Genomic DNA, 22,127 nt, shown 5'->3' on the forward strand with positions numbered 1-22,127 from the left:
GGCTGGTTGAGAGTGCTTGAATGCACGCTTACAGTCGCTGGGATCGCCCGTATCGGTTGAAAGGTTTGACGAGTCATGAACGAGTCGACATTCCCGGGCACCGAACACGTGACGGGCCACCTTCCGGGGCACCACCCGGAGCCGGTCCGGCCGATCAGCACGCCGCCCAGCGTGCCTCCCGGCACGTACCCCAGCACGGAACCCGCCCCCCAGCCCAGCAGCCCGCCCCGGCCGGCCCCCACGCCGCCGCGAGCCCTGCCCGACAACTATGCGGAGATGCCGAAGCCGACGGCCAAGCTGACCGCGGAGGACCTTGCACCCGTGAACGACCCGAACGGTCCGCGTCACAAGATCGGGCCGACCGGCCGGCCGCTGCCGGACCTGCCGGAGCCGCAGCCCCCGACCAGGACCGGCCCGGCCCAGGTGATCGCGATGTGCAACCAGAAGGGCGGCGTCGGCAAGACCACCACCACGATCAACCTCGGCGCGGCGATCGCCGAGACCGGTCGCAAGGTGCTGCTGATCGACTTCGACCCGCAGGGGTCCGCGTCGATCGGCCTCGGCGTCCAGCCGCACGACCTCGAGCTGTCGGTCTACAACCTGCTGATGCAGCGCGACATCACCGCCGACGAGGTGATCCAGCCGACCAACGTGCCGAACCTCGACCTGCTGCCGGCCAACATCGACCTGTCCGCGGCCGAGGTGCAGCTCGTCCAGGAGGTCGCGCGGGAGTACACGCTGCAGCGCGTGCTGGACCCGATCATCCCCAACTACGACGTGATCCTGATCGACTGCGCCCCGTCGCTCGGTCTGCTCACCGTGAACGCGCTGACCGCGTCGAACGGCATCGTCGTACCGCTGGAGTGCGAGTTCTTCGCGCTCCGCGGCCTGGCCATGCTGACCGACACGATCGGCAAGGTGCAGGACCGGCTGAACCCGAAGCTGGAGATCGTCGGGATCCTCGGCACCATGTTCGACGGGCGGACGACGCACGCCCGGGAGGTCCTCGACCGGGTGGTCCAGGCCTTCGACGAACGCGTCTTCCACACCGTCATCCGGCGTACCGTCAAGTTCCCCGAGACCACGGTCGTCGGCGAGCCGATCACCACCTACGCCCCCTCGTCCCAAGCGGCCACGCAGTACCGCGATCTTGCCAAGGAGGTGCTGGCGCGTTGTCCCGCCGGGTGAGCCTGCCAGGTGCCAGTGAACTCTTCGGGGGTGCGGCACCCAAGCAGACCCAACCCGAGAAGCGCACCACCGACGGACCGTCCTCAGTGCGGTCCCGGACCACGGTCGTCGACGACCGGAAGTCGAGTGGTCGGATCCGGCACGACACGAAGATCACCGTGTACGTGACGGAGGAGGAGCTGCTCGGCTTGGAACAGACCAGACTCGCGCTCCGTGCGGAGCACGGCCTGACGGCCGACCGGGGCCGGATCGTCCGGGAGGCGATCGACGTCCTGCTCGCCGACTTCGTCGACCACGGACCGGACTCGGTGCTGGTACGGCGGCTGAAGGCGTCGGAGTGACCGTGTCCTCCTCGGACGCGGTGCCGCTGGACCTGGACGCCGCCCCGGCTGTTGCCGAGGGCAAGGGGTTCAGCGTTCACCTGGTGAACTTCGAGGGGCCGTTCGACCTGCTGCTGCAGCTGATCTCCAAGCACAAGCTGGACATCACCGAGATCGCGCTGTCGGTGATCACCGACGACTTCATCGCGCACATCAAGGCGCTGGGGTCGGAGTGGGACCTCGACCAGACGTCGGAGTTCCTGCTGATCGCGGCGACGCTGCTCGACCTGAAGGCGGCGCGGCTGCTGCCCAAGGGCGAGGTCGAGGACGACGAGGACCTGGCGCTGCTGGAGGCGCGGGATCTGTTGTTCGCGCGGCTGCTGCAGTACCGGGCGTTCAAGCAGATCGCGGCGCTGGTGCAGGAGCGGATGGCGGTCGAGTCCCGCCGGTTCCCAAGGGCCGTCGGGGTGGAGCCGCGGTTCGCGGAGTTGCTGCCCGAGGTCTTGCTGGGGCTGGATCCGGCCGGGCTGGCGGCGCTCGCTGCGAAGGCGATGGCGCCGAAGGACGACGTACCCGCCGGGGTGTCGCTCGCCCACCTGCACGCGCCGGCCGTCACCGTGCGGGAACAGGCCGAAGTGATCGTCGACCGGTTGCGCCGGCAGCGGAGCGCCACGTTCCGCTCGCTGGTGGCTGATTCGCCGGACACGGTCACGACGGTGTGCCGGTTCCTGGCGCTGCTGGAGCTGTTCCGCGAGGCGGCGGTGTCGTTCGACCAGGTCACCCCACTCGGCGAACTCACCATCCGCTGGACCGGCACCGACGAGGGCGAGATCGCCGTCAGCGACGAGTTCGACGAGGAACAACAACCGGCGGACGAGTCCGGCGAAGCCCCCCACGTCGAGGACGACCCCGACTTCCTGGAACCAGGCGAAAGCCACACCGACCCAGAACCCCCCGCCCCAGACACCCCCGAGACGGCAGACCAGTGACCAACACCCAACCCCCCACCAACACCACGGACCAGCCGTCCACCCCACCTGAAGCCGCTGACACCACCGACCCGTCGTACGCAGCCGACCCGTCGCACGCAGCCGACGCCGCCGACTCCGCGTACGCAGCTGACCCGTCGCACGCGACCGAAGCCACCGCCGACGCCGACGAGGCAGCCGACCAGTCGAGCGCAACCGACGCCGTGGCCCCCAACGACCCGACGAGTGCCGCAGAGCCGACCGACCCAACTGACGCGTCCGCCTCCTCCGTCACCGCAGCAGCCGACGCCGCAGCCCCTGCAGCCGCCGAAGCGAGTGACCCCGCGGACGCGACCGCAGCCGCGGACGCCGACGGCTCAACAGGCGCCGCAGAGCCCGCTGACCTGACAGACGCGACCGCCGAAGCGACCGACGCCGCCGCCGACTCCTCGGGCGGCGCGGAGGTTTCCGAGGTGGCCGCGGCTGCTGAGGATGCTGACCCGGCTGATGCTTCAGGGACTGGGGCTGCGGGTGGTGGTGGGGATGATGAGGATTACTTGCCGCCGGGGCAGACTTCGGTGCCGGTGGGGGATGAGGGGGTTGTTGACGACGACACGATGCGGCGGGCGCTCGAGGCGATTCTGATGGTGACGGACGAGCCGTTGCCGGTGCTGACGTTGGCGCGGGCGGTTGGCCGGCCGACGGGTGATATTGCCGCGGCGCTTGCGGAGCTGGCGGCGGAGTACACCGAGCAGGGCCGTGGATTCGACCTGCGTGAGGTCGGCGGCGGCTGGCGGTACTACACCCGCGTCGACTGCGCACCGTACGTCGAACGCTTCGTCCTCGACGGCCAGCAGGCACGCCTCACCCAGGCCGCCCTGGAAACCCTCTCGGTCGTCGCGTACAAACAGCCCGTCAGCCGCGCCCGAGTCTCCGCGATCCGCGGCGTGAACGTGGACGGTGTTATGCGCACCCTCGTCGCGCGCGGGCTGGTCGAGGAGGCCGGCTCGGACACCGAGTCCCAGGCGACGCTTTACCGCACCACGTCGTACTTCCTGGAACGCATGGGCATGCAGTCCCTCGACGACCTCCCCGAACTCGCCCCGTACCTCCCCGACATGGACGACATCGAGGACGAACTCGCCGCCCAAACCCTCCCACCCCCAGAAGCTCCCACCGAGCCGACCCCCGAGGGCGAGGAAGCCGAAGGCACGTCGACGGACGCCGACCAGACACCAGCCCCGGAGGCCGAGAGCGGCGAAGCTGAGGCCACGGAAGCCCCGGGCATTGACGCCGGAAGCACGGAGGACGTAGGCGCAGACATCGAGCCGGCCACGGACGCGTCGGGTGATGTTGCCGCGGGAGCGGATGAGGCCGAGGCGTCGGCGAGTGGTGTGGATGGCGCGGATGGTGGCGACCTGGACGCGGTGGCGTCGGACGGTGCTGCTGCTGGAGCCGATGGAGCTGAGGCGTCGGTGAGTGGTGTCGATGGTGGCGAGCTGGACGTGGAGGCGTCGGGCGGCGCTGCTGCTGGAGCCGATGGAGCTGAGGCGTCGGTGAGTGGTGTCGATGGTGTGGACGGCGGTGAGTTGGACGTGGAGGACCACGGGGATGACGGTGCAGTAGGGGCGTCGGCTGTGGCTGATGCTGTCGAGGACGCCAACGACGCATCTGACGAGGGGCCGGCGGGCGGCTGGGCCGCGGACGCCGGTGCCGGGGACTCGGGCGCTGAGGACGTAGGCGAACTGGTGCCGGAGGGTACGGCGAGTGGTGAGCCGGGCGGCCGTGCGTACGAGGCGGACGCCGGAGACGCAGACGACGCGGGCGCCGGGCATCTGGACGGACTGGAGCCGGATGGTGCGGGCTACGCGGGCGACTCAGGCGGCGGGGATGCGGACGTCGACGACGCGGACGGACTGGTTGTGGACGGCGTGGGGGCGGATGATGCCGGCGGGCGTGTAGAGGAAGCGGGGTCCGGCGACGCGGACTCTCGCGTGGATGGTGTGCGTGGTGTGGAGGGTGGGGTTCGGGATGGGGGATGACGGTGGGGTTCGGTTGCAGAAGGTGCTGGCGCGGGCGGGGGTGGCTTCGCGGCGGAGTTCGGAGATTTTGATCGAGGAGGGGCGGGTCGAGGTCGACGGGCGGGTGGTGACGGAGTTCGGGGTTCGGGTGGATCCCGAGACGGCTGTCATCCGGGTCGACGGAGCGCGGATCCCGCCGGTCAGTGCGAACGTTTATCTCGTGCTCAACAAGCCGCGCGGCGTCGTGACGACCATGTCCGATCCGCAGGGGCGGCCCTGTATCACCGACTTCGTGCACGACCGGCCCGAGCGGCTGTTTCACATCGGGCGGCTCGACACCGACACCGAAGGGCTGTTGCTGCTCACGAATCACGGGGAGTTCGCGCACCGGCTCGCGCACCCGTCGTACGAGGTCTCGAAGACGTACGTCGCCGAGGTCGAGGGCAACGTCAAACCCGCTGTCCTGCGCAGCCTCCTGGACGGCGTCGAGCTCGAGGACGGGCCGGCCCGCGCGGACACGGTGAAGATCGTGTCGACGGTGCCCGGCCGGACCCTCGTGGAGATGTCGCTCCACGAGGGCCGCAACCGGATCGTCCGGCGGATGTTCGACGCGGTCGGTCACCCGGTGAAGCGGCTGACCCGAACGGCGATCGGCCCGGTCCGCCGCGGCAACCTGCACACCGGTGAGCTCCGCGAACTCGACTCGAAGGAACTCGGCCAGCTCCTCGACCTCGTCGACCTCTGACCAAACGAGGGGTTATCCACCCCAGTTGGGGGTTCTCCGTTGGTGTACCAGGGGAGAACGCCCCGCTGGGAGGGATAACCCCTCGTTTGGCGGCGGCGCCGGGGCCTACTCGCCGGACAGCTGCGCGTATTCCTCGTCGTCCTCGAAGCGTCGGGCGTGTGCCACCTCGGTGAACGTCCGCGGGACCTTGCCCAGCGCCCTGATCACCGTCGCGGTGCCGTTGGCGTGCCCGAACTCGTACAGGTACGGCGCTCCGGTCTCCTGGTCCACACCGAGCACGACGGTCTTGAGGCCGCATCCGTTCGCGACCAATGACTCGAATCCCTGCCAGGTTGAACGCCGGACCACCTTGACCACCGGCTGACCCGACACCGGGATCCGGATGGTGTACAGCGCCCCGGCGCGCGTGTTGGCGAGGAAGGTGTCGTACGTCGCTGTCTGGCTGATCAGCGCCATCGTCTTCACAGCGCTGAACCCGGTGTACGTCGTCTTCGCGCTGAACGACGTCCCGTCGACGTTCCAGCGCAGGATGGTGTCGCCCAGAACGGCGTACGCGTTGTGCCGCACCAGCGTGGTGCCGCGGTTGAACCGGGAGCTTTCCAGGTAGCGGACGTCTCCCCAGCCGCCGCCGATCGGGGTCCGCTGCACCGAGGCGGGATCGACGTCGCCGTAGAAGTCGTTCACCTTGTACGTCAGCAGGGACAGGCTGCCGCCCAGGACGACGTACTGCCGGCGGGACTCGCCGTGCTGCTCGGCGTTCATCTGTGTGCCGAGCCCGCTGGTGAGCCGGACCTCGTCGTCCGGCAGCAGGTCCTTGCCGCCCCAGCTGCTCGGGCTGGCACCCGGCGGGACCACTCCGTACAGCCCACGCAGGATCAGGTCGCCGCCGCTCGTGGTCGAGGCCAGCGACATCTGGCAGAACGGCACCTCGCTGGTGTGTGCCGCGGCAGGCGCCGCCTGGACGAGTGCACCGGCGGCCATCGCGAGGCCGAGAAGCCCGGCTGCGCGTTTCATCATGTTCACTCTCCGTAGAGTAGGACGCCGGCCTCGGGGGCGCCGGGATACGAGCGGAAGTACGCCTTGTCCTCCGGCGCGACGAGCTGGTCGCCCACCCGGCCCAGGCCCTTGATGACCGTGGCGGCCCAGTTGGCGTGGCTGACGGCGTACAGGTAGCCGCGCCGGGTGTCCTTGTCGATGGCCAGCAGCAGTGTGCTCTGCGTGCCGCACTTCTCGGCGATCAGCGTCTCGAAGGTCTGCCAGGTCGACGTGCGCACCTTCTTCACCACGGGTGCGCCGCTGAACGGGATCCGGATCGTGTAGAGCGCCCCGGCGCGCGTGTTGGCGAGGAAGGTGTCGTACGTCGCGGTCTGGCTGATCAGCGTCATGGTCTTGACCGCGGAGAACCCGCCGTACGTCGACTTGCTGCGCCAGGCGGACCCCTCTACCGCCCAGCGCGTGATCACGTCACCCTCCAACGCGTAGGCGTGCGACGTGGACTTCTCCAGGTAGGTCTGGTGGATCCAGCCGCCACCGACCCGCGTCTTCTGCACCGACTCCGGGTCCAGCTCACCGGTGGTGTTGTCGGTGACGTAGCGGAACCGGTACAGCTCGGTGCCCATCACCACGTACCCGCTCCGCGCCGTACCCGACGGCGGGTCCGGCTCCCAGCCGACCGCCGACGCGAGGCGTACCCGGTCCACCGGGAACAACGCCTTCGGCCCGACGCTCGGCGGCGACGCCGTGATCGGTGCGGTCGCGGTGATCCGCTGGAACTTGTGGTCACCCTGCACGGTCGCGGTGCCGAGCGTGATCGAGCAGGCCGCGCTCGCCTGCCCGGCGGCAGCCTGTGCCGGTCCCGGCACTGCCGTGACTACCGCCGCCGCCGTCATCGCCGCGCCCAGCGCACCCGCGGCGATCCGAGTTCTGGTCATCCAGCCCCCTTCGAGGAGTCGTGTCACTCACTCGATGCAGAGGATGCCGGAAAGGTTAGGGACCGGTCGAAGAACTCGCGGACGAGCCGTCGGACGGCGGGAACGGCGCAGCGGGACGCCCCGACGAGCTCGGCCCGCGCGGCGACCGTCATCAGGCCGGCGGACTGCAGTTGCGGGGCGAAAGCGGCGTAGTCCGTCCAGATCCAGTGGTTCGCGTCGGACAACTGCACCCGACGCACCGGACCGCCGTGCGACAGCACGGCCGACCACGTCCGGTCGAAACGCTCGTCCCGGAAGCCGTCGGTGCCGGCGAGCAGCAAGGGCTTCCGGGTGCCGTGCTGTGCGATCGGATAGAGCTCACCGTCGAGCGTGTCCAGATAGCCCTCCAGATTGGCGGCAGCTCGGACCTGTGGCTGCTCCAGCGACACAGCCGCGGTCGCGCCACCAGCGGAGTGCCCGTAGACACCGACGCGGCGCAGGTCGATCGAGGCGTGCAGCCCAGGGAGGTGCTCGAGTACGAACCGCAGGTCGGCGAACCGCGTGTCCATCATCAGGCGCGACCGCACCGGATCGGTCTGCACGTCCGGACTGATCTCGATGACCCGCAACCGTCCGTCCGGGAACACCACCTCGCTCGCCTCGCCGGGGTGGTCGAGCGTCAGTACGACGTACCCGTGGCTGGCCAGGTCTTCGGCCAGGGAGGTGCCGACGGTGCGTGGGTCCGCACCGCCCGGGCTGTAGAGCAGGGTGGGGCGCTGGCCGGGCAGGGCGGGCGCGTCGACGTACGAATGGGTCAGCGTGGCGGCCCAGTTAACGCCGCTCGTGGGTAGCTCCGGATGCAGTACGCCGGCGTCGAGGTCCTTGAAGACCGCTGCTGCGGCTGGAGCGAGCTGTGGCGCGAGTTGATACCCCTGTACGGCGCGTGCGGGGTAGAAGACCGTCAGCGCGAGCTCCCGGGCGGGCGCGCCGTTCCACGGGTCGGAGCGGTGCGGGTCGGTCAGTGCGCGCGTCGTCGTACCGACAGGCCAGGGTCCCGTAGGGGCTGGCAGGCGCAGCGTGAGGTCGGTCGCAGCGTTGGCCGTCTGCAGCGGAAGGAGTGCGGAGGCGGCGGTGGCGGTGAGGAAGGTTCGTCGTCTCATGCCGACGACGCTGGCATGCCTGCCGCGGCAGGTCAGCTGATGCACCGGCATCTCCACCTGGACTTCCAGCCCCGGGTGGAGATGCCGGTGGGGTCGTCAGGCGCCGGTCAGCTGAGTGCCTGCCGTGTAGTAGCGGAAGTACGAGTCCGTGGCCGGGAAGGTGGTCGGCACCTTGCCGAGGCCGTTGATGACCGTGGCGGCGCCGTTGGCGTGGCCGACGGCGTACAGGAAGCCCGCACCGGTTTCCTTGTCGATGCCGAGCAGCAGGGTGCCGTAGTTGCCGCACTTCTCGGCGATGAGCGTCTCGAAGCCCTGCCAGGTCGAGGTACGGATCTTGGTCACCACCGGCTTGCCGGAGCCCGTGGGCACCTGAACGGTGTACAGCGCGCCGCCGTTGGTCGTCGCCAGGAACGTGTCGTACGTGCGTCCCTGGCCGATCAGCACCATCGTCTTGACGGACTTGAAGCCGCCGAACGTCGTGTAGTACTTCCAGCCGCCCGGCGTCACGGTCCAGCGAGCGATCAGGCCGTCGGTGAACTGGTTGATCAGCGAGTAGACGTTGGACCGGCTGTAGCCCGCTGCCGAGTACTGGCTGACTTCGACGTACTTGTGCAGCTCGTCCCAGCCGCCACCGACGAGGGTCTGCTTGACGGTGCCCGGGACGACCGAGACGCCGGTGCCGTCGGTGATGTAGCTGGTGCCGTACATGCGCGGGCCGAGGGCTACCAGCCCGTTGCGCTGCTCACCGGCCGGTACGACCAGTTCAGTGCGCACGGAGGTCGGCAGGTGGGCCTGGCCGTCCGGATAGAGGTTCATCGGGCCGAGGAGGCGGACACCGGCGGAGGGCGCCGCCGTAATGGTCTGGGAGGTGTGGTCACCACCGGGGGTAACCGAGCCGAGCCGTAGCGAGCAGTCCGCGGTGGCGCCGGCCGGGGCCGCACTGGCAGGTATGGCCGCGAACCCTGCTGCGAGCAGCGCTCCGGCGGCGAGCATTCGCCCGTATCTGATCATCTGAAAACCTTTCGTCAACGGTCTCGATGCGGGCGGACGCCTCATTGTTGCGGGCATCAAAGGGATAACGCCGGACGACGGCGCGCCTGAGACACACCCCGGTTGTCGGGGGCGCGCCGTAGTGTGGGTGATGTGAACCGGCGAATCTTCGGTCTGGAGAACGAGTACGGCGTCACCTGTACGTTCCGCGGGCAGCGGCGACTGACCCCGGACGAGGTGGCGCGGTATCTGTTTCGGCGGGTCGTGTCCTGGGGGCGGAGCAGCAACGTCTTCCTCCGCAACGGGGCCCGGCTCTACCTCGACGTGGGCTCCCACCCGGAGTACGCGACCGGTGAGTGCGACTCGGTCACCGACCTGATCGCGCACGACAAGGCCGGTGAGCGGATCCTCGAGGGACTGCTGGTGGACGCCCAGAAGCGGCTGCACGACGAGGGCATCTTCGGCGACGTCTACCTGTTCAAGAACAACACCGACTCGGCCGGCAACAGCTACGGCTGCCACGAGAACTACCTGGTCAGCCGGCACGGCGACTTCGCCAAGCTGGCCGACGTGCTGATCCCGTTCCTGGTCACCCGGCAGCTGATCTGCGGCGCCGGCAAGGTGCTGCAGACGCCGCGCGGCGCGGTCTACAGCGTCAGCCAGCGGGCCGAGCACATCTGGGAGGGCGTCTCCAGCGCGACCACCCGGTCCCGGCCGATCATCAACACCCGCGACGAGCCGCACGCCGACGCCGAGCGCTTCCGCCGGCTGCACGTGATCGTCGGCGACTCGAACATGTCCGAGACCACGATGCTGCTCAAGGTGGCCAGCACCGACCTGGTGCTGCGGATGATCGAGGCCGGCATCGTGATGCGCGACCTGACCCTGGACAACCCGATCCGGGCGATCCGCGAGATCAGCCACGACATGACCGGCCGCCGCGAGGTCCGGCTGGCGAACGGCCGCGAGGCGAGCGCCCTCGACATCCAGACGGAGTACCTGACGAAGGCCCGCGACTTCGTCGACCGGCGCGAGCTGGGCACGCCGGCCGTCGAGCGGGCGCTGTCGCTGTGGGAGCGGACGCTGAAGGCGATCGAGTCCGGCGACCTGTCCGGGATCGAGCGCGAGATCGACTGGGTGATCAAGTACCGGCTGATCGAGCGCTACCGCTCGCAGAACAACCTCGGCCTGGCCAGCCCGCGGGTGGCGCAGCTCGACCTCGCCTACCACGACATCCACCGCCCGCGCGGGCTGTACTACCTGCTGGAGCGCAAGGGCGCGGTCACGCGCGTCGTCGACGACCTGCGGGTCTTCGAGGCCAAGTCGGTGCCGCCGCAGACCACGCGGGCACGGCTGCGCGGCGAGTTCATCAAGCGCGCCCAGGAGCGCCGCCGGGACTTCACCGTCGACTGGGTGCACCTGAAGCTCAACGACCAGGCCCAGCGCACCGTGCTGTGCAAGGACCCCTTCAAGTCGCACGACGAAAGAGTCGAGAAGCTCATCGCCAGCATGTAGGGCGACGCTAAATCCAGTGCTCGGCCGGATCGCGCCGCCTACAACTCTGGTATGGCGATCGAGATCCGGCCGATCACACCGGCCGAGGCAACCGAGTACCTGCGCGTCCTGCCGTACGTGAACGGCTTCCCGCAGGAGGAGCCCGAGCCGTCGGCCTGGTACGCCGGCAGCGCGGCCTGGCCGCCGCAGGTGCAGCGGACCGCGGCGCAGCTGAAGCAGGACGCCGCGGAGCTGCTGTCGGACTGGTTCCGGCCGCAGGCGGCGTTCGTGGACGGCAAGATCGCAGGCGGGTCGGCGATCGTCTCGGTACAGGTCACCGTGCCGGGCGGGCGGCAGGTTGCTCTCGGCGGCGTGACGTCGACCGCCGTACTGCCGACGTACCGGCGGCGCGGGCTGTTGCGGAAGGTCATGGCGGCGATGCTGGACGACTGCCGTGAGCGCGGCGAGTTCCTGGCCGGACTGAGTGCGAGCGAGGCGACGATCTACGGCCGGTACGGGTTCTCGCCCGCGACGTTCCAGCACCGGTGGGAGGTACGCCGTACCGACGTCGCCTTCCGCTCGGAGTTCACGGATCCGGGCGAGCTCGAGCTCGCCGACGGTGCGGTCGCGGCCGAGGTGTGGCCGGTGCTGCACGAGCAGGTGCGGGCCGAGCGGGTCGGGGAGGTCAGCCCGCTGCCGGGGAAGTGGGACGGGCTCGCGGCCGGCGGTCTGCCCGCGGACGGATCGGGTCCGGCGCACCACTTGGTGCATCGCAACACCAAGGGCGCTGTGGACGGTGCGGCGATCTTCCGGTTGCCGTGGTCGCCGGATCCGGCGCGGGCCGGCGTACTGCAGGTGGAGGCGTTCGAAGCGCTGACACCGGACGCGTACCGGGCGCTCTGGGCGTTGCTGCTGGACTTCGACCTCACCAAGCGCGTTGTGGCCGCGCGGCGACCGGTCGACGAGCCGCTGCGGTGGATGCTGACCAATCCACGCGCTCTCAAGCTCAGCCGGACCCGGGACAACCTCTGGCTGCGCATACTCGACGTACGGCGGGCTCTCGAGGTCCGCAGCTACGCAGCAACCGACTCACTCGTGCTGGACGTGGCCGACGACCTGTACGGCGCCGGACGCTGGCGACTCGACGCTGCACCTGACGGGGCTGCCTGTACTGCTACAGACGCAGAGGCAGACCTCAGCTTGACTGTGAACGAGCTGGGCTCGCTGTACCTCGGCGGTGTGCGTGCGAGTGAGCTGGCGTACGCCGGCCGCATCGTGGAGCGCAGACCTGGCGCGGTCCGGCGGCTGGACGCGTTGCTGCGGCCCGACCGGGCTCCTCACAACGCAGTCGGTTTCTGAGCTTGTGACTGTGCGTGGTGTGACGCAACAGTGACGCGGGCGGCCGGTCACGCGGTTGAATGCGCAGGCTAGGGTGGTCGGCGTTGTTGACCGGAGGCAATCGGCGCACGCGAGCGCCGGGATGGTTCGAGGTGCTGGTTTCGTGCGCAAGTTGTTGAGTCTCGTCGTGGTCGCGGCGCTGGGGGCGTCCCTGGTGGCTTGTGGTTCCGACAAGAAGGACGAGTTCGGGGAGGCCGGTATCAAGGTGACCTCGGACTTCGGGCAGAAGCCGACCATCACCCACCGCGACGGCGAACCGGACAAGACCCTGGTGACCGAGGTCCTCAAGGAGGGCGACGGTCCCGAGGTGAAGAAGGGTGAGCTGCTCACCGCGAACTACCTCGGCCAGATCTGGCGCGACGGCAAGGTCTTCGACAACTCCTACGACCGCGGCGCCCCGTCGTCGTTCCCGATCGGTGTCGGCGGTGTCATCACCGGCTGGGACGAGGGTCTGGTCGGCAAGAAGATCGGCAGCCGCGTGCTGCTGTCGATCCCGTCCGACAAGGGCTACAAGACGCAGGGCAACGAGCAGGCCGGGATCAAGGGCGACGACACGCTGATCTTCGTCGTCGACCTGGTCGGCGCGGCCGCCAACGACACCCCGCTGAACGCGGATCCGGTCACCCCGTCGGCGCCGACCAAGATCAAGGTCTCCGGCGCGCTGAACGCCGCCCCGACGGTGACCGTCCCGGCCGGCACCAAGCCGCCGGCGAAGCCGGGCAAGCCGGTCGTGTTCGCGCAGGGCAAGGGCAAGCCGATCGAGAAGGGCGACCAGCTGATCGGCCGGTTCGTCATCTACGACTACGCCGGCAAGAAGCAGGCCAGCACCTGGGACGCCCAGCCGGCCACCGCGCAGAGCCCGGCCCAGCCCGCCGCTCCGACCGACCAGCTCCCGACCGTCGGCGGCGCCCAGGCCGGACCGCTCGACGGCTTCGTCGGGATCCCGGTCGGCAGCCGCGTGCTCGTCGAGCTGCCGGCCTCCAAGGACCAGGCCGGCAAGGTCGTCAACGCCTTCGCGGTCATCGACGTCCTGAACGCCTTCCCGGCCCCCAAGCAGACCGGGCAGTAGCAGCGTCGCCACCGAAGGACCGGCTCCCGCTCACGGGAGGCCGGTCCTTCGGCGTTTCAGCGGGTCCGGCGCACCGGGCGGCCGCTGAACCAGCGGTTCGCGTCGGCGTGGAAGCTGAGCACGATCGCGCTGATCACGGCGGTGAGGTGAACGCAGCGGATCGCGGCGAACGCGATGAAGGACGCGGACCAGTCGAGTGCTCCGAAGTCACCGTCGCGAACGAACCAGCTGATCGGACCGACGACCAGCGAGGCGACGCCGACGGTGCCCAGCAGGCCGGTGAGCAACCAGCGGGACCACCCGACGCCGGGCCGGAAGTAGCGGTCGATGACCACGAACAGGCCGCCGTACACGATCGCGCGGAAAGCGATCTGCACCAGCAGGCCGAGGACCGGGGCGCCGTCGGCGATGGCGCCGAGGACCCCGAGGACGGACTCGGCGACACCGGCACCGACGGCCGTGAACCACAGCGTGGCCGCGCCGCGAACCGCCAGCGGCGGCTCCGGCCGGGCGACGGGTCGAAGCGGGAGGTCGCGGTGCTTGGTGCTGTTCATACCAACCACTGTCGCGGCGTGAGCCCGTCAGATCAGGAGTACTGCGACCCCACTGCAGGTGGTGGTACGTCCACCAGACCGGCCGCGTGGCGTCCCGCTGCCGCGGCTGCCTCGAAATACGCGCGGTCCTGGTCCAGCGACCGCCCCATCGTCGACAGCTTCACCGGCGCGGCCTGGAGCGCGTCGTACAGGCCGTCGACACCCACACGCACCACCCGGTGCCGTGCCTTCAACGGCTCTGCCGCGTCCCGTACTGCGTCACCGAAGTCGCCAGGGAGATCCGGTACGACGACATCGGCCGGCTGGAGCGCCACGCGGCCGTACGCCGTGAGACTGTGGTGCGAGATACCGCGATGACGGGGACGCGGGTCCGCCTCGGAGATCCGCAGCGACGCGACGGCTCGTCCGCCCAGGGTGCCGATCGCGTTGACCGCCTCGCCCGACTGCACGCCGGAGAACCCCCAGCGCGTCCCGGTGCCGAGATTGCCCGGGCCCTGGGTGATGACGACCAGTTCGGCCGCCAGGACCTGTACGGCGGTCAACAGCCCGGTGTGGACGGTCACCGCTTCACGGTCCCCGCCGTACGCCTGGCCGACCGTCACGGTCCCACTGAGCCAGCCGGCGTCCCGCAGCGTCGCAACGCTCCGCGAGAACGCCAGCGGCAGCGCCCCGCCGTCTGTCATCACGTAAACCACCCGTGTGGTCGGCCGTGCCTCGTACACACCCGCGAGCACGGCCGGCAGCGCGGAGTGGAGGTCTGCGACGACCACCGGCGTACTGAAGAGGTCGTCCGCGTCCCGCAGCACGTCGTGGTCGGGGGAGTCCTGCTCGTCGGCCCCCAGCACCATCGCCTGCAGCGGCGTGTACCGCGCCTTCACCAGATGCCCGCGCTCGGGAGGGTCTTCTGGCAGCCGGTCCGGTACGGCGACGACCAGCGCGTAGCCACCCGTGCCCAGGCCGCGGTCGAGCGCACTCACGTTGAGCAGCACGCGGTCACCCGGCACCGGCGTACCGACCAGGTCCGGGTAGGCCAGCGCGCGCACAGGCTGTTCGCCGACCATTACTGTCAGTTCCAGCGCACCGGCCCAGCTCCGCCCGGCCTGCGCCACCACACCGTCCCGCCACCGAATCACAGCCTGACCCTACTGGGTCGAACCGGTGTTCGAAGTTTCGGTGCGAAATGGCGGGTTTTGGACGCCTGGAGGCCGTAAGGTGGTCGGGTGTCGGCGCGGAAGAGTGAGCGGCTGCTCAACGTGGTCATCTGCCTCCTGGTCGCGCGCACCTATGTGACCAAGGAGCGGATCCGCGAGGCCGTCGAAGGGTATGCGGGGCAGACCGACGACGCCTTCGAGAAGATGTTCGAGCGCGACAAGGACGAGCTGCGCGACCTCGGGATCCCGATCGAGATGGGCACGATCGACAAGTTCTTCTCCGACGACGTCGGCTACCGGATCCGCCGGGACGTCTTCGAGCTGCCCGAGGTGCACCTGGAGCCGGACGAGGCCGCCGTCCTGGGGGTCGCGGCCAGGGTGTGGCAGCACGCCGGCCTGTCCGAGGCAACCACGTCGGCCGTGCTCAAGCTGAAGGCGGCCGGGATCCAGACCGACCAGTCGGCGCTCAGTGCGATCGAGCCGCACGTCGGTGCGTCGGAGCCGGCGTTCGACCCGCTCTGGACCGCTGTGGTGGCGCGGCAGGCGGTGCGCTTCCAGCACCTGCGCAGCGGCGCCTCCGAGCCGACCACGCGCACCCTCGAGCCCTGGGGCATCGTGTCCTGGCACGGCCGGTGGTACGTCGTCGGTCGCGACCGGGACCGCGAGGCGACCCGGATGTTCCGGCTGTCGCGGATCGGCGGGGACGTGAAGACGGTGGGGGAGCCGGGCGCGTTCACCGTGCCGGAAGGGACGGACCTGCGGTCGCTGGTGACCGAGCTGGCCCCGCCGCGGCCGACCTCGGAGGCGAAGGTGCGGGCACGGACCGGCTCGTGTGTGAGCCTGCGGCGCCGCGCGAACGCCATCGAGCCGTACGAGGACGGCTGGGACCTGCTGCACGTCCCGTATGCCGACTCGTCGGTCCTGGCCGAGGAGATCGCGTCGTACGGACCTGACGCTGTGGTGGAAGGCCCTGGGGACGTGCTGGACGGAGTGCTCTGGCGGCTGCGGACGGTGGCCGGCGTATGAGTAATGCGCGTGACCAGGTGCAGCGGCTGCTGGCGCTGGTGCCTTACCTGCGGGAGAACGACGGCGCCCGCGTCGACGACGTCGCCAAGGAGTTCGGCGTCCGGCCGAAGCAGATCATCGCGGACCTGAAGGTGCTGTGGTTCTGCGGGCTGCCGGGCGCGCAGATGGGCGACCTGATCGAGATCGACATCGAGGCCGCCGAGGGCGACGGCGTCATCCACATCAACAACGCGGACTACCTGGCGCGGCCGCTGCGGCTGGCCGCGGCGGAGGCGCTCGCACTGCTGACCGCGCTGCGGACGCTGCGTGAGGTGACGGCCGGCGCCGACCGGGACGCCGTCGACCGCGCGATCGCGAAGCTCGAGCGGGCGGCCGGCGAGGCTGCGGCGGCGAGCGAGGGCGCGGCCGCGCACGTCCACGTCGAGCCGGCGGCTCCCGAGATCGCCGAGATCGTGAACCGCGGGCTGGCCACGCAGCGGCGCCTGCACCTGACGTACGACGTACCGTCGCGGGACGAGACGACCGAGCGCGACGTCGACCCGATGCGGCTCGTCGTGTCCGAGGGACGCACCTACCTGGAAGCCTGGTGCCGGCTGGCCGAGGACGTGCGGCTGTTCCGTCTGGACCGGATCGCCGCCGTCAAGCTCCTCGACCTGCCGAGCGAGCCGCCGCCGGAGGCGACACCGCGGGACCTGTCCAACGGCATGTTCCAGCCGTCGGAGCGCGACCTGCTGGCGACCGTGAGGCTCGCCCCGCCGGCCCGCTGGGTCGCGGAGTACTACCCCAACGAGTCCGTCGAAGAGGGTCCGGAGAACTCGCTCATCGTCAAGCTCCGGGTCGCTGACACCGCCTGGCTGCAGCGCCTGGTCCTCCGTCTCGGCGGGGCCGCCACGGTCCTGGACCCCGAGGACCTCACGACCCAGATCGCCGCCACGGCCCGCGACGCGCTCTCGGCGTACGACGTCTAGCCCTGGCTGAGCTGCTTCTCCAGCGGGGAGCGGAAGCGCGGCGTGACCCGCACACCGGCCAGCCAGCTGGTCCACCGGGCCGCCTCGGCGTCGACCAATGCCGTGGTGTCCGCACCGACGTCCTCCAGCAGCTGGTAGCGGACCTCGCCGGACTCGGGCTGCCCCCAGGCGCCGATGATCCGGCCGTCGGACCAGATGCTGGGGCCGATGTTGCCGGTGTTGTCGAAGAGCTTCGACTTGTGCGGACCCAGGAACCAGTCGCGCTCCTTCCAGCCCATCGGCGTGGGGTCCAGGCCGGGCAGGAACGCCACCCACGGCTCGACCGGGACCTCCGGCGCCTCGTCACCGGGCAGCACCCACCCGACCTGGCCGTCCAGGTCCACCTCGACCGCCTCGACGGCAGCCAGCGCCTTCCGCGTCTGACCCAGAGTCCACCCTGCCCACCACTGCAGATCAGCCGTCGTACCCGGCCCGAACGACGCCAGCCAGGCCCGGGCGAGCGTCACCCGCGCCTCCTCCGCGGCCAGCTTGTCGCCGAGCCCGGCAGGCAGCCAGTTCACGGCCGGCGACCACTGGTGCTGTCCGCTCAGCCACGTGCCCAGCGGACGCCCTCGCACGATCCGTCCGTCGGCGGCCAGTTGGAACAGCACACGGCTCGTCACGTACGGCTGGGCGCCGTACGACTTCCCGGCTGCCATGTTCAGCCGGGTCCGCAACCGCGGCTCGTCGGCGGACAACTCCTGCGCCGTGGCCGAACCACGCAGTGCCAGAGCGGTCGCGGTCGACTCCTCGACGGCGGCCAGCCACTGCCCGCAGGCCTCAGCGTCCTCCGCGACCTCCGACTCGAGCAGATGCCTGACCAGCAACTTGCGCTGCTTCACGGCGATGTCGTTCGTGCACGCGGCCTGCACGATCGGCGCGAACGGCGTCGGTACGACGAACACGGTCCGGCGCATGCCCAGCATCCGGATCAGCGACCGCTCGTCGTACAGCGCACGCTCCGTGTCCGCAACGTCACTGCCTGGCACACGGGCGGCCACGCTCAGGTGGACCGTGGCCGGATCGGACGCGTGCAACGCCACCATCGACGCCGCCGCCTCGACCGGATCGGCCGCCTGGCAGCCCGCTCCGAGCCGGTGCCGCCGCCCGAGCCGCGTCCGCCGCTCCTCGACCCCGATCCGCACCATCCGTGCCCCTTCGCCTCGCCCCGACCGCCCGCGATCCACGCTGGACCGCCACTGCGGGACACTCGGTTTTACCATCACGTTCCGACACCGTTGTCCCCGGAGACGCACCGCGGGGCGTGGGTCCCGGGCAGGAAGCGGTTAGGCTCCTGGGTATGTACTGGTTCCTGTTGTTCCTCGCGGTGGTGGCGGTGTGGCTCATCGTCCTCGCCCTGCTCGCGTGGAAGCTGTGGGGCCAGGGCAAGGCACTGACGCGTGAGTTGGTCGCCGCCCAGTCCAAGCTGGAGGCAGCGCAGTCCGCGGCCGGGTCTGGACAGACCCGTGAGGACGCAAGCGCTCCGGCGTAGTATTCGGCCACGAACTCAGGCTCGAGTCCCGAGTTGATGTTGGCAGTGTTTGATGTTCGAAAGGGAGATCGACATGGCAGCACCGCTCATCGGTATGCCCCAAGGCGCAGAATGGCTGATCATTCTCGCGATCGTCGTGCTGCTGTTCGGTTCGGCCAAGCTGCCGGCGCTGGTGAAGCAGCTCGGCAAGTCGAAGAAGATCTGGGAGGAGGAGGTCGGCCCGAAGAAGAAGGACCCGGAGCTGACCGAAGAAGCCTCGCAGCCGCCGGCGCAGCAGACCGTGCAGCAGACCCAGGCCCAGGCCCAGCCGGCCCAGCAGCCGAACCAGGTGAACGGCCAGGCGCCGGGCGACGGCCTGCCGCCGCACACGGCCAACTGAGCCGAACGCCCCACCTGTGTCGATGGTGAAGTTCGGGCGGCGTAAGGAAAAGAAAGAACGCCACCCGAAGGACCCAGAGGGTCGGATGACCCTGCGCGAGCACATTGTCGAGCTCCGTAACCGGCTGCTCATCAGTGTGCTCGCGATCGTGGTCGGGACGGTCGTCGGCTGGATCTTCTACAACCACGCCTTCGAGTTCCTGACCAAGCCGTTCGTGACGAGCGTGGCCGAGATGGCCAAGGACGCCGGTCAGACCAAGACGCCGCAGCTGACGTTCCCGGGTGTCGGCAACGCGCTGACGTTCCGGATCAAGATCTCGGCGCTGTTCGGCCTGGTCCTGGCCGCGCCCGTCTGGCTGTACCAGCTGTGGGCCTTCGTCGCGCCCGGACTGCACCGCAGCGAGCGCAAGTGGGCCTACATCTTCTCGGCGATCGCGACCCCGCTGTTCGCCACCGGGATCGCGGTCTCGTACTGGACGCTGCCGAAGGGCATCGAGATCCTGCTCGGCTTCACGCCGCTGGACATCCAGAACCTGGTCGAGCTGCCCGACTACCTGGACTTCGTGCTCCGCACGATGCTGGTCTTCGGTGTCGCGTTCCTGATCCCGCTGGTGGTCGTGCTGCTGAACATGGTCGGCGTGGTGCCGGCCGCCGCGCTCGGCAAGTTCCGGCCGTACATCATCCTGGTGATCTTCGTGTTCGCCGCCGTCGCGACGCCGTCCGGTGACCCGTTCACGATGTGCCTGCTGGCGATCCCGATGTGCCTGCTGTTCTTCGTCGCCGAGATCATCTCGCGCTTCAACGACAAGCGCCGCGCCCGCCGCAGCCAAGAACTCCTGGCCGACTGATGAGCCGGCGGATCGCGCTGGTGGTCAACCCCACCAGCGGGCGAGGACGTGGTGCGCGGATCGCGCCGGCGGTTCGCGAGCGGATCGCCGCCGCCGGGCTGAGTGTCGACGTGCACACCACCACGTGTGCCGAGGACGTCGGCCGGATCTCCGCCGAGGTGGTCGCCTCGGGTGCGGACGCGGTCGCGCTGATCGGCGGCGACGGCACCATCCACCTCGGCGCCCAGGTGCTGGCCAACTCCGGGATGCCCTTCGGCGTCATCCCGGCCGGCACCGGCAACGACTTCGCCCGCGGGATCGGCGTACCGCTGAACGATCCGGCCGCGGCGGCCGACCTCGTGGTCGCCGGGCGGACCCGGACGATCGACCTCGCGGTGGCCAAGGACGAGTTCATCACCACGGTCGTGGCCGGCGGCTTCGACTCGCTCGTCAACAAGCGCGCCAACGCGATGAGCTGGCCCAAGGGCAGTTCCCGCTACACCGTCGCGACGCTCGCCGAGCTCCGCACCTTCACGCCGCTCGAGTACGTCGTGACCGTCGACGACCAGGTGATCGAGACCAGCGCCATGCTGGTCGCGGTCGGCACCGGGCCGACGTACGGCGGCGGCCTGCAGATCTGCGCCGGCGCCGAGATCGACGACGGGCTGCTGGACGTGACGATCATCGAGCCGGTGTCCCGGATGACGCTGCTGCAGCTGTTCCCGAAGCTGTCCAAGGGCACCCACGTCGGCCACCCGGCGGTGCGGGCGATCCGCGGCCGCTCGGTCCGGATCGAGTCGCCGGGCATCACGGCGTACGCCGACGGCGAGGTGCTCGGCCCGCTGCCGGTCGACATCGGGGTCGCACCGGGCGCCCTGACCGTCTTCGCCTGAGACACAACTGACATGAAGTGAGCTGTTCTCACGACTGGCGTTCTTCTGATAGGAAAGCTTCCTAACAGTTCATCCTCGGACGCCCCTCGGAGGACCACATGGAGTACCGCCCCACGCGCCGGACCACCCTGCTGCTCGGCCTCTCGCTCGCCGCCGTCCCGGCCACCGGGTTCGCCGTCTCCCGGTACGCGCCGCACGCCGACGCCGCGGTGCAGGCGACCGGCCTCGACGACCCGGCGAAGAAGGAGATCGCGATGCAGATCGTCTGCAGCGCGGAGAACTCGTCGCTGGACTGGAAGGCGCAGTACAAGTACATCGAGGACATCGACGACGGCCGCGGGTACACCGCCGGCATCATCGGGTTCTGCTCGGGCACCCACGACATGCTCGAGCTGGTCGAGCTGTACGCCGACCGGAAGCCGGGCAACGTGCTGGAGAAGTACCTGCCGGCCCTGCGTCGTGTGGACGGCAGCGACTCGCACTCCGGTCTCGACCCGAACTACACCAGGGACTGGAAGACCGCGGCCAAGGACTCGGTGTTCCAGCAGTGCCAGAACGACGAGCGCGACCGGGTGTACTTCAACCCGGCGGTCAGCCGCGGCAAGTCCGACGGCCTGCGCACCCTCGGGCAGTTCTGCTACTACGACGCCATCGTCATGCACGGCGACGGTGACGACGCGACCAGCTTCGGCGGGATCCGCAAGCGGGCGCTCGCGAAGGCGAAGCCGCCGGCGCAGGGCGGCAACGAGACGACGTACCTGAACGCGTTCCTGGACGCCCGCGTCTGGGCGATGAAGCAGGAAGAGGCGCACAGCGACACCAGCCGCGTCGACACCGCGCAGCGGGTGTTCCTGCGCAACGGCAACTTCAACCTGAACACACCGCTGGACTGGAAGGTGTACGGGGACCCGTACCACATCGGCTAGCTAGTGCGGATCTCCATCACTCACCAACCCTCGCCGCAGGCCTGTTGACGACCGCGGCTGAGCGTCGGCCCGGTCAGCTGTCGGCGGTTGATGAGTGGTGGCGGTCCGTGCGCTCGTCGAGCTCGGCGCGTTGACGCAGCATCGACAGGCTGGTGGCGAGCTGTTCGACGACCGGCGCCGGCAGGACGGAGCCGACCCAGGTCTGCAGTTCGGCCTCGACCGTCGGCGTCGCGGCGGCGAGGAGGTCGGCGCCCGCGGGGGTCAGCTCGACCAGCGACGAGCGCCGGTCCGACGGGTTCGCCGTCCGCCGGACGCGCCCCGCTGCCTCGAGCCGGTCGACGGCCTTGCTGGTGGCGCCGACCGTGATCGCCATCTCCCGCGCCAGGTCGTAGACCCGTGCGGACCCGTGGGCCGCGATGAACCGCAGGAACTCGAACTGGCCGAGCGGCAGCGCGTGCTCGGCCTTCAGGCGCGCGTCGAGCACGTTGTAGAGCCGCGTTTCCAGCCGGACCAGGTCCGTGAACAATGCTGTGAGATCGGTCACGGGAATTAGATTCCTAGGAATGTAGTTGCAGAGAACTATATTCCTCGGAATCTATCAGGAGGCAGC

Annotated in this window: 23 protein-coding genes; 15 read left to right on the plus strand and 8 right to left on the minus strand. The window is 69.7% G+C overall.

All coding sequences use genetic code 11. The features are described from left to right. Positions 1 to 75: 75 nt before the first annotated feature. The 5 genes from ABZW60_RS38400 to ABZW60_RS38420 are packed head-to-tail and all read left to right on the plus strand — an operon-like array spanning position 76 to position 5,242. On the plus strand, positions 76 to 1,188 hold the full coding sequence (locus ABZW60_RS38400; protein ID WP_355485511.1) for a ParA family protein: 1,113 nt from the start codon (positions 76 to 78) through the stop codon (positions 1,186 to 1,188). Continuing rightward, complete coding sequence (locus tag ABZW60_RS38405) at positions 1,185 to 1,529, plus strand: hypothetical protein (RefSeq protein ID WP_355485513.1); 345 nt, start codon at positions 1,185 to 1,187, stop codon at positions 1,527 to 1,529. Before ABZW60_RS38400 ends, ABZW60_RS38405 begins: the two co-directional genes overlap by 4 nt. After that, on the plus strand, positions 1,526 to 2,497 hold the full coding sequence (locus ABZW60_RS38410) for a segregation/condensation protein A (protein WP_355485515.1): 972 nt from the start codon (positions 1,526 to 1,528) through the stop codon (positions 2,495 to 2,497). Before ABZW60_RS38405 ends, ABZW60_RS38410 begins: the two co-directional genes overlap by 4 nt. After that, the gene (gene scpB, locus ABZW60_RS38415) at positions 2,494 to 4,518 is read left to right on the plus strand and encodes an SMC-Scp complex subunit ScpB (protein WP_355485517.1); all 2,025 of its coding nucleotides are present in this window, start codon (positions 2,494 to 2,496) and stop codon (positions 4,516 to 4,518) included. The genes ABZW60_RS38410 and scpB overlap by 4 nt, the downstream gene beginning before the upstream one ends. Next, positions 4,508 to 5,242 carry a pseudouridine synthase gene (locus tag ABZW60_RS38420; protein WP_355485519.1) on the plus strand — a complete coding sequence of 245 codons (735 nt, stop codon included), beginning with the start codon at positions 4,508 to 4,510 and terminating at the stop codon, positions 5,240 to 5,242. The genes scpB and ABZW60_RS38420 overlap by 11 nt, the downstream gene beginning before the upstream one ends. Before the next feature lie 105 nt (positions 5,243 to 5,347). Here ABZW60_RS38420 and ABZW60_RS38425 read toward each other — a convergent pair whose 3' ends face one another. The 4 genes from ABZW60_RS38425 to ABZW60_RS38440 all read right to left on the minus strand — a co-directional run bounded on the left by ABZW60_RS38425 (position 5,348) and on the right by ABZW60_RS38440 (position 9,323). Further along, a complete protein-coding gene (locus tag ABZW60_RS38425) occupies positions 5,348 to 6,259 on the minus strand; it encodes a hypothetical protein (protein WP_355485520.1) in 912 nt (303 codons plus the stop codon). 2 nt (positions 6,260 to 6,261) lie between these two features. Next, on the minus strand, positions 6,262 to 7,173 hold the full coding sequence (locus tag ABZW60_RS38430) for a hypothetical protein (RefSeq protein ID WP_355485522.1): 912 nt from the start codon (positions 7,171 to 7,173) through the stop codon (positions 6,262 to 6,264). 23 nt (positions 7,174 to 7,196) lie between these two features. Next, positions 7,197 to 8,312 carry an alpha/beta hydrolase gene (locus tag ABZW60_RS38435; protein ID WP_355485524.1) on the minus strand — a complete coding sequence of 372 codons (1,116 nt, stop codon included), beginning with the start codon at positions 8,310 to 8,312 and terminating at the stop codon, positions 7,197 to 7,199. 96 nt (positions 8,313 to 8,408) lie between these two features. After that, positions 8,409 to 9,323, minus strand: a complete 915-nt coding sequence (locus ABZW60_RS38440; RefSeq protein WP_355485526.1) for a hypothetical protein — start codon at positions 9,321 to 9,323, stop codon at positions 8,409 to 8,411. Positions 9,324 to 9,455: 132 nt separating this feature from the next. On the opposite strand from ABZW60_RS38440, the gene pafA reads away from it, so the two are divergent. The 3 genes from pafA to ABZW60_RS38455 all read left to right on the plus strand — a co-directional run bounded on the left by pafA (position 9,456) and on the right by ABZW60_RS38455 (position 13,263). Then, the gene (gene pafA, locus ABZW60_RS38445; protein WP_344202029.1) at positions 9,456 to 10,817 is read left to right on the plus strand and encodes a Pup--protein ligase; all 1,362 of its coding nucleotides are present in this window, start codon (positions 9,456 to 9,458) and stop codon (positions 10,815 to 10,817) included. 51 nt (positions 10,818 to 10,868) lie between these two features. Continuing rightward, positions 10,869 to 12,155: a GNAT family N-acetyltransferase gene (locus tag ABZW60_RS38450; protein WP_355485528.1), complete on the plus strand. Its 1,287-nt coding sequence runs from the start codon at positions 10,869 to 10,871 to the stop codon at positions 12,153 to 12,155. Between the two features lie 142 nt (positions 12,156 to 12,297). Beyond that, positions 12,298 to 13,263, plus strand: a complete 966-nt coding sequence (locus ABZW60_RS38455) for an FKBP-type peptidyl-prolyl cis-trans isomerase (protein ID WP_355485530.1) — start codon at positions 12,298 to 12,300, stop codon at positions 13,261 to 13,263. A 56-nt stretch (positions 13,264 to 13,319) separates the two neighbouring features. Here the strand turns inward: ABZW60_RS38455 and ABZW60_RS38460 are convergent, their stop codons facing one another. Both ABZW60_RS38460 and ABZW60_RS38465 read right to left on the minus strand, forming a co-directional pair. Continuing rightward, positions 13,320 to 13,817, minus strand: a complete 498-nt coding sequence (locus tag ABZW60_RS38460; protein WP_355485532.1) for a hypothetical protein — start codon at positions 13,815 to 13,817, stop codon at positions 13,320 to 13,322. Between the two features lie 32 nt (positions 13,818 to 13,849). Beyond that, positions 13,850 to 14,950, minus strand: a complete 1,101-nt coding sequence (locus ABZW60_RS38465) for a DUF3866 family protein (protein WP_355485534.1) — start codon at positions 14,948 to 14,950, stop codon at positions 13,850 to 13,852. An 87-nt stretch (positions 14,951 to 15,037) separates the two neighbouring features. Here ABZW60_RS38465 and ABZW60_RS38470 point away from each other — a divergent pair, with 87 nt between their 5' ends. After that, positions 15,038 to 15,994 (plus strand): WYL domain-containing protein, encoded by a 957-nt coding sequence (locus tag ABZW60_RS38470; RefSeq protein WP_355485536.1) that lies wholly within the window; start codon positions 15,038 to 15,040, stop codon positions 15,992 to 15,994. Continuing rightward, positions 15,991 to 16,962: a WYL domain-containing protein gene (locus tag ABZW60_RS38475; RefSeq protein ID WP_355485538.1), complete on the plus strand. Its 972-nt coding sequence runs from the start codon at positions 15,991 to 15,993 to the stop codon at positions 16,960 to 16,962. The genes ABZW60_RS38470 and ABZW60_RS38475 overlap by 4 nt, the downstream gene beginning before the upstream one ends. Here ABZW60_RS38475 and ABZW60_RS38480 read toward each other — a convergent pair. Next, positions 16,959 to 18,149, minus strand: coding sequence for a winged helix DNA-binding domain-containing protein (locus tag ABZW60_RS38480; protein ID WP_355485539.1), 1,191 nt, complete (start codon positions 18,147 to 18,149; stop codon positions 16,959 to 16,961). The two genes, ABZW60_RS38475 and ABZW60_RS38480, sit on opposite strands and share 4 nt — an antisense overlap. A 152-nt stretch (positions 18,150 to 18,301) precedes the next feature. On the opposite strand from ABZW60_RS38480, the gene ABZW60_RS38485 reads away from it, so the two are divergent. The 5 genes from ABZW60_RS38485 (at position 18,302) to ABZW60_RS38505 (ending at position 21,517) form a co-directional block, all read left to right on the plus strand. Continuing rightward, on the plus strand, positions 18,302 to 18,493 hold the full coding sequence (locus tag ABZW60_RS38485; protein ID WP_355485541.1) for a hypothetical protein: 192 nt from the start codon (positions 18,302 to 18,304) through the stop codon (positions 18,491 to 18,493). Positions 18,494 to 18,566: 73 nt separating this feature from the next. Further along, positions 18,567 to 18,872 (plus strand): twin-arginine translocase TatA/TatE family subunit, encoded by a 306-nt coding sequence (locus tag ABZW60_RS38490; RefSeq protein WP_355485543.1) that lies wholly within the window; start codon positions 18,567 to 18,569, stop codon positions 18,870 to 18,872. Positions 18,873 to 18,957: 85 nt separating this feature from the next. Beyond that, positions 18,958 to 19,719: a twin-arginine translocase subunit TatC gene (gene tatC / locus ABZW60_RS38495; protein WP_355485545.1), complete on the plus strand. Its 762-nt coding sequence runs from the start codon at positions 18,958 to 18,960 to the stop codon at positions 19,717 to 19,719. Continuing rightward, positions 19,719 to 20,591 (plus strand): YegS/Rv2252/BmrU family lipid kinase, encoded by an 873-nt coding sequence (locus ABZW60_RS38500; RefSeq protein WP_355485547.1) that lies wholly within the window; start codon positions 19,719 to 19,721, stop codon positions 20,589 to 20,591. The genes tatC and ABZW60_RS38500 overlap by 1 nt, the downstream gene beginning before the upstream one ends. Before the next feature lie 98 nt (positions 20,592 to 20,689). Next, positions 20,690 to 21,517, plus strand: a complete 828-nt coding sequence (locus tag ABZW60_RS38505) for a chitosanase (protein ID WP_355485549.1) — start codon at positions 20,690 to 20,692, stop codon at positions 21,515 to 21,517. A gap of 73 nt (positions 21,518 to 21,590) precedes the next feature. Here ABZW60_RS38505 and ABZW60_RS38510 read toward each other — a convergent pair whose 3' ends face one another. After that, the gene (locus ABZW60_RS38510; RefSeq protein WP_355485551.1) at positions 21,591 to 22,061 is read right to left on the minus strand and encodes a MarR family transcriptional regulator; all 471 of its coding nucleotides are present in this window, start codon (positions 22,059 to 22,061) and stop codon (positions 21,591 to 21,593) included. Positions 22,062 to 22,127 lie beyond the last annotated feature (66 nt).

This window comes from Kribbella sp. NPDC003557, from assembly GCF_040610805.1.
Taxonomy (GTDB): Bacteria; Actinomycetota; Actinomycetes; order Propionibacteriales; family Kribbellaceae; genus Kribbella.

Bases quoted from the DNA above. Each gene is read 5' to 3' on its own strand.
- ABZW60_RS38435 (WP_355485524.1), bottom strand. From the start codon at position 8,312: ATGAGACGACGAACCTTCCTCACCGCCACCGCCGCCTCCGCACTCCTT.
- ABZW60_RS38475 (WP_355485538.1), top strand. From the start codon at position 15,991: ATGAGTAATGCGCGTGACCAGGTGCAGCGGCTGCTGGCGCTGGTGCCT.
- ABZW60_RS38420 (WP_355485519.1), top strand. From the start codon at position 4,508: ATGGGGGATGACGGTGGGGTTCGGTTGCAGAAGGTGCTGGCGCGGGCG.
- ABZW60_RS38485 (WP_355485541.1), top strand. From the start codon at position 18,302: ATGTACTGGTTCCTGTTGTTCCTCGCGGTGGTGGCGGTGTGGCTCATC.
- ABZW60_RS38400 (WP_355485511.1), top strand. From the start codon at position 76: ATGAACGAGTCGACATTCCCGGGCACCGAACACGTGACGGGCCACCTT.
- ABZW60_RS38505 (WP_355485549.1), top strand. From the start codon at position 20,690: ATGGAGTACCGCCCCACGCGCCGGACCACCCTGCTGCTCGGCCTCTCG.
- ABZW60_RS38500 (WP_355485547.1), top strand. From the start codon at position 19,719: ATGAGCCGGCGGATCGCGCTGGTGGTCAACCCCACCAGCGGGCGAGGA.
- ABZW60_RS38430 (WP_355485522.1), bottom strand. From the start codon at position 7,173: ATGACCAGAACTCGGATCGCCGCGGGTGCGCTGGGCGCGGCGATGACG.
- ABZW60_RS38450 (WP_355485528.1), top strand. From the start codon at position 10,869: ATGGCGATCGAGATCCGGCCGATCACACCGGCCGAGGCAACCGAGTAC.
- ABZW60_RS38425 (WP_355485520.1), bottom strand. From the start codon at position 6,259: ATGATGAAACGCGCAGCCGGGCTTCTCGGCCTCGCGATGGCCGCCGGT.
- ABZW60_RS38440 (WP_355485526.1), bottom strand. From the start codon at position 9,323: ATGATCAGATACGGGCGAATGCTCGCCGCCGGAGCGCTGCTCGCAGCA.
- tatC (WP_355485545.1), top strand. From the start codon at position 18,958: ATGACCCTGCGCGAGCACATTGTCGAGCTCCGTAACCGGCTGCTCATC.
- ABZW60_RS38480 (WP_355485539.1), bottom strand. From the start codon at position 18,149: ATGGTGCGGATCGGGGTCGAGGAGCGGCGGACGCGGCTCGGGCGGCGG.
- ABZW60_RS38490 (WP_355485543.1), top strand. From the start codon at position 18,567: ATGGCAGCACCGCTCATCGGTATGCCCCAAGGCGCAGAATGGCTGATC.
- ABZW60_RS38460 (WP_355485532.1), bottom strand. From the start codon at position 13,817: ATGAACAGCACCAAGCACCGCGACCTCCCGCTTCGACCCGTCGCCCGG.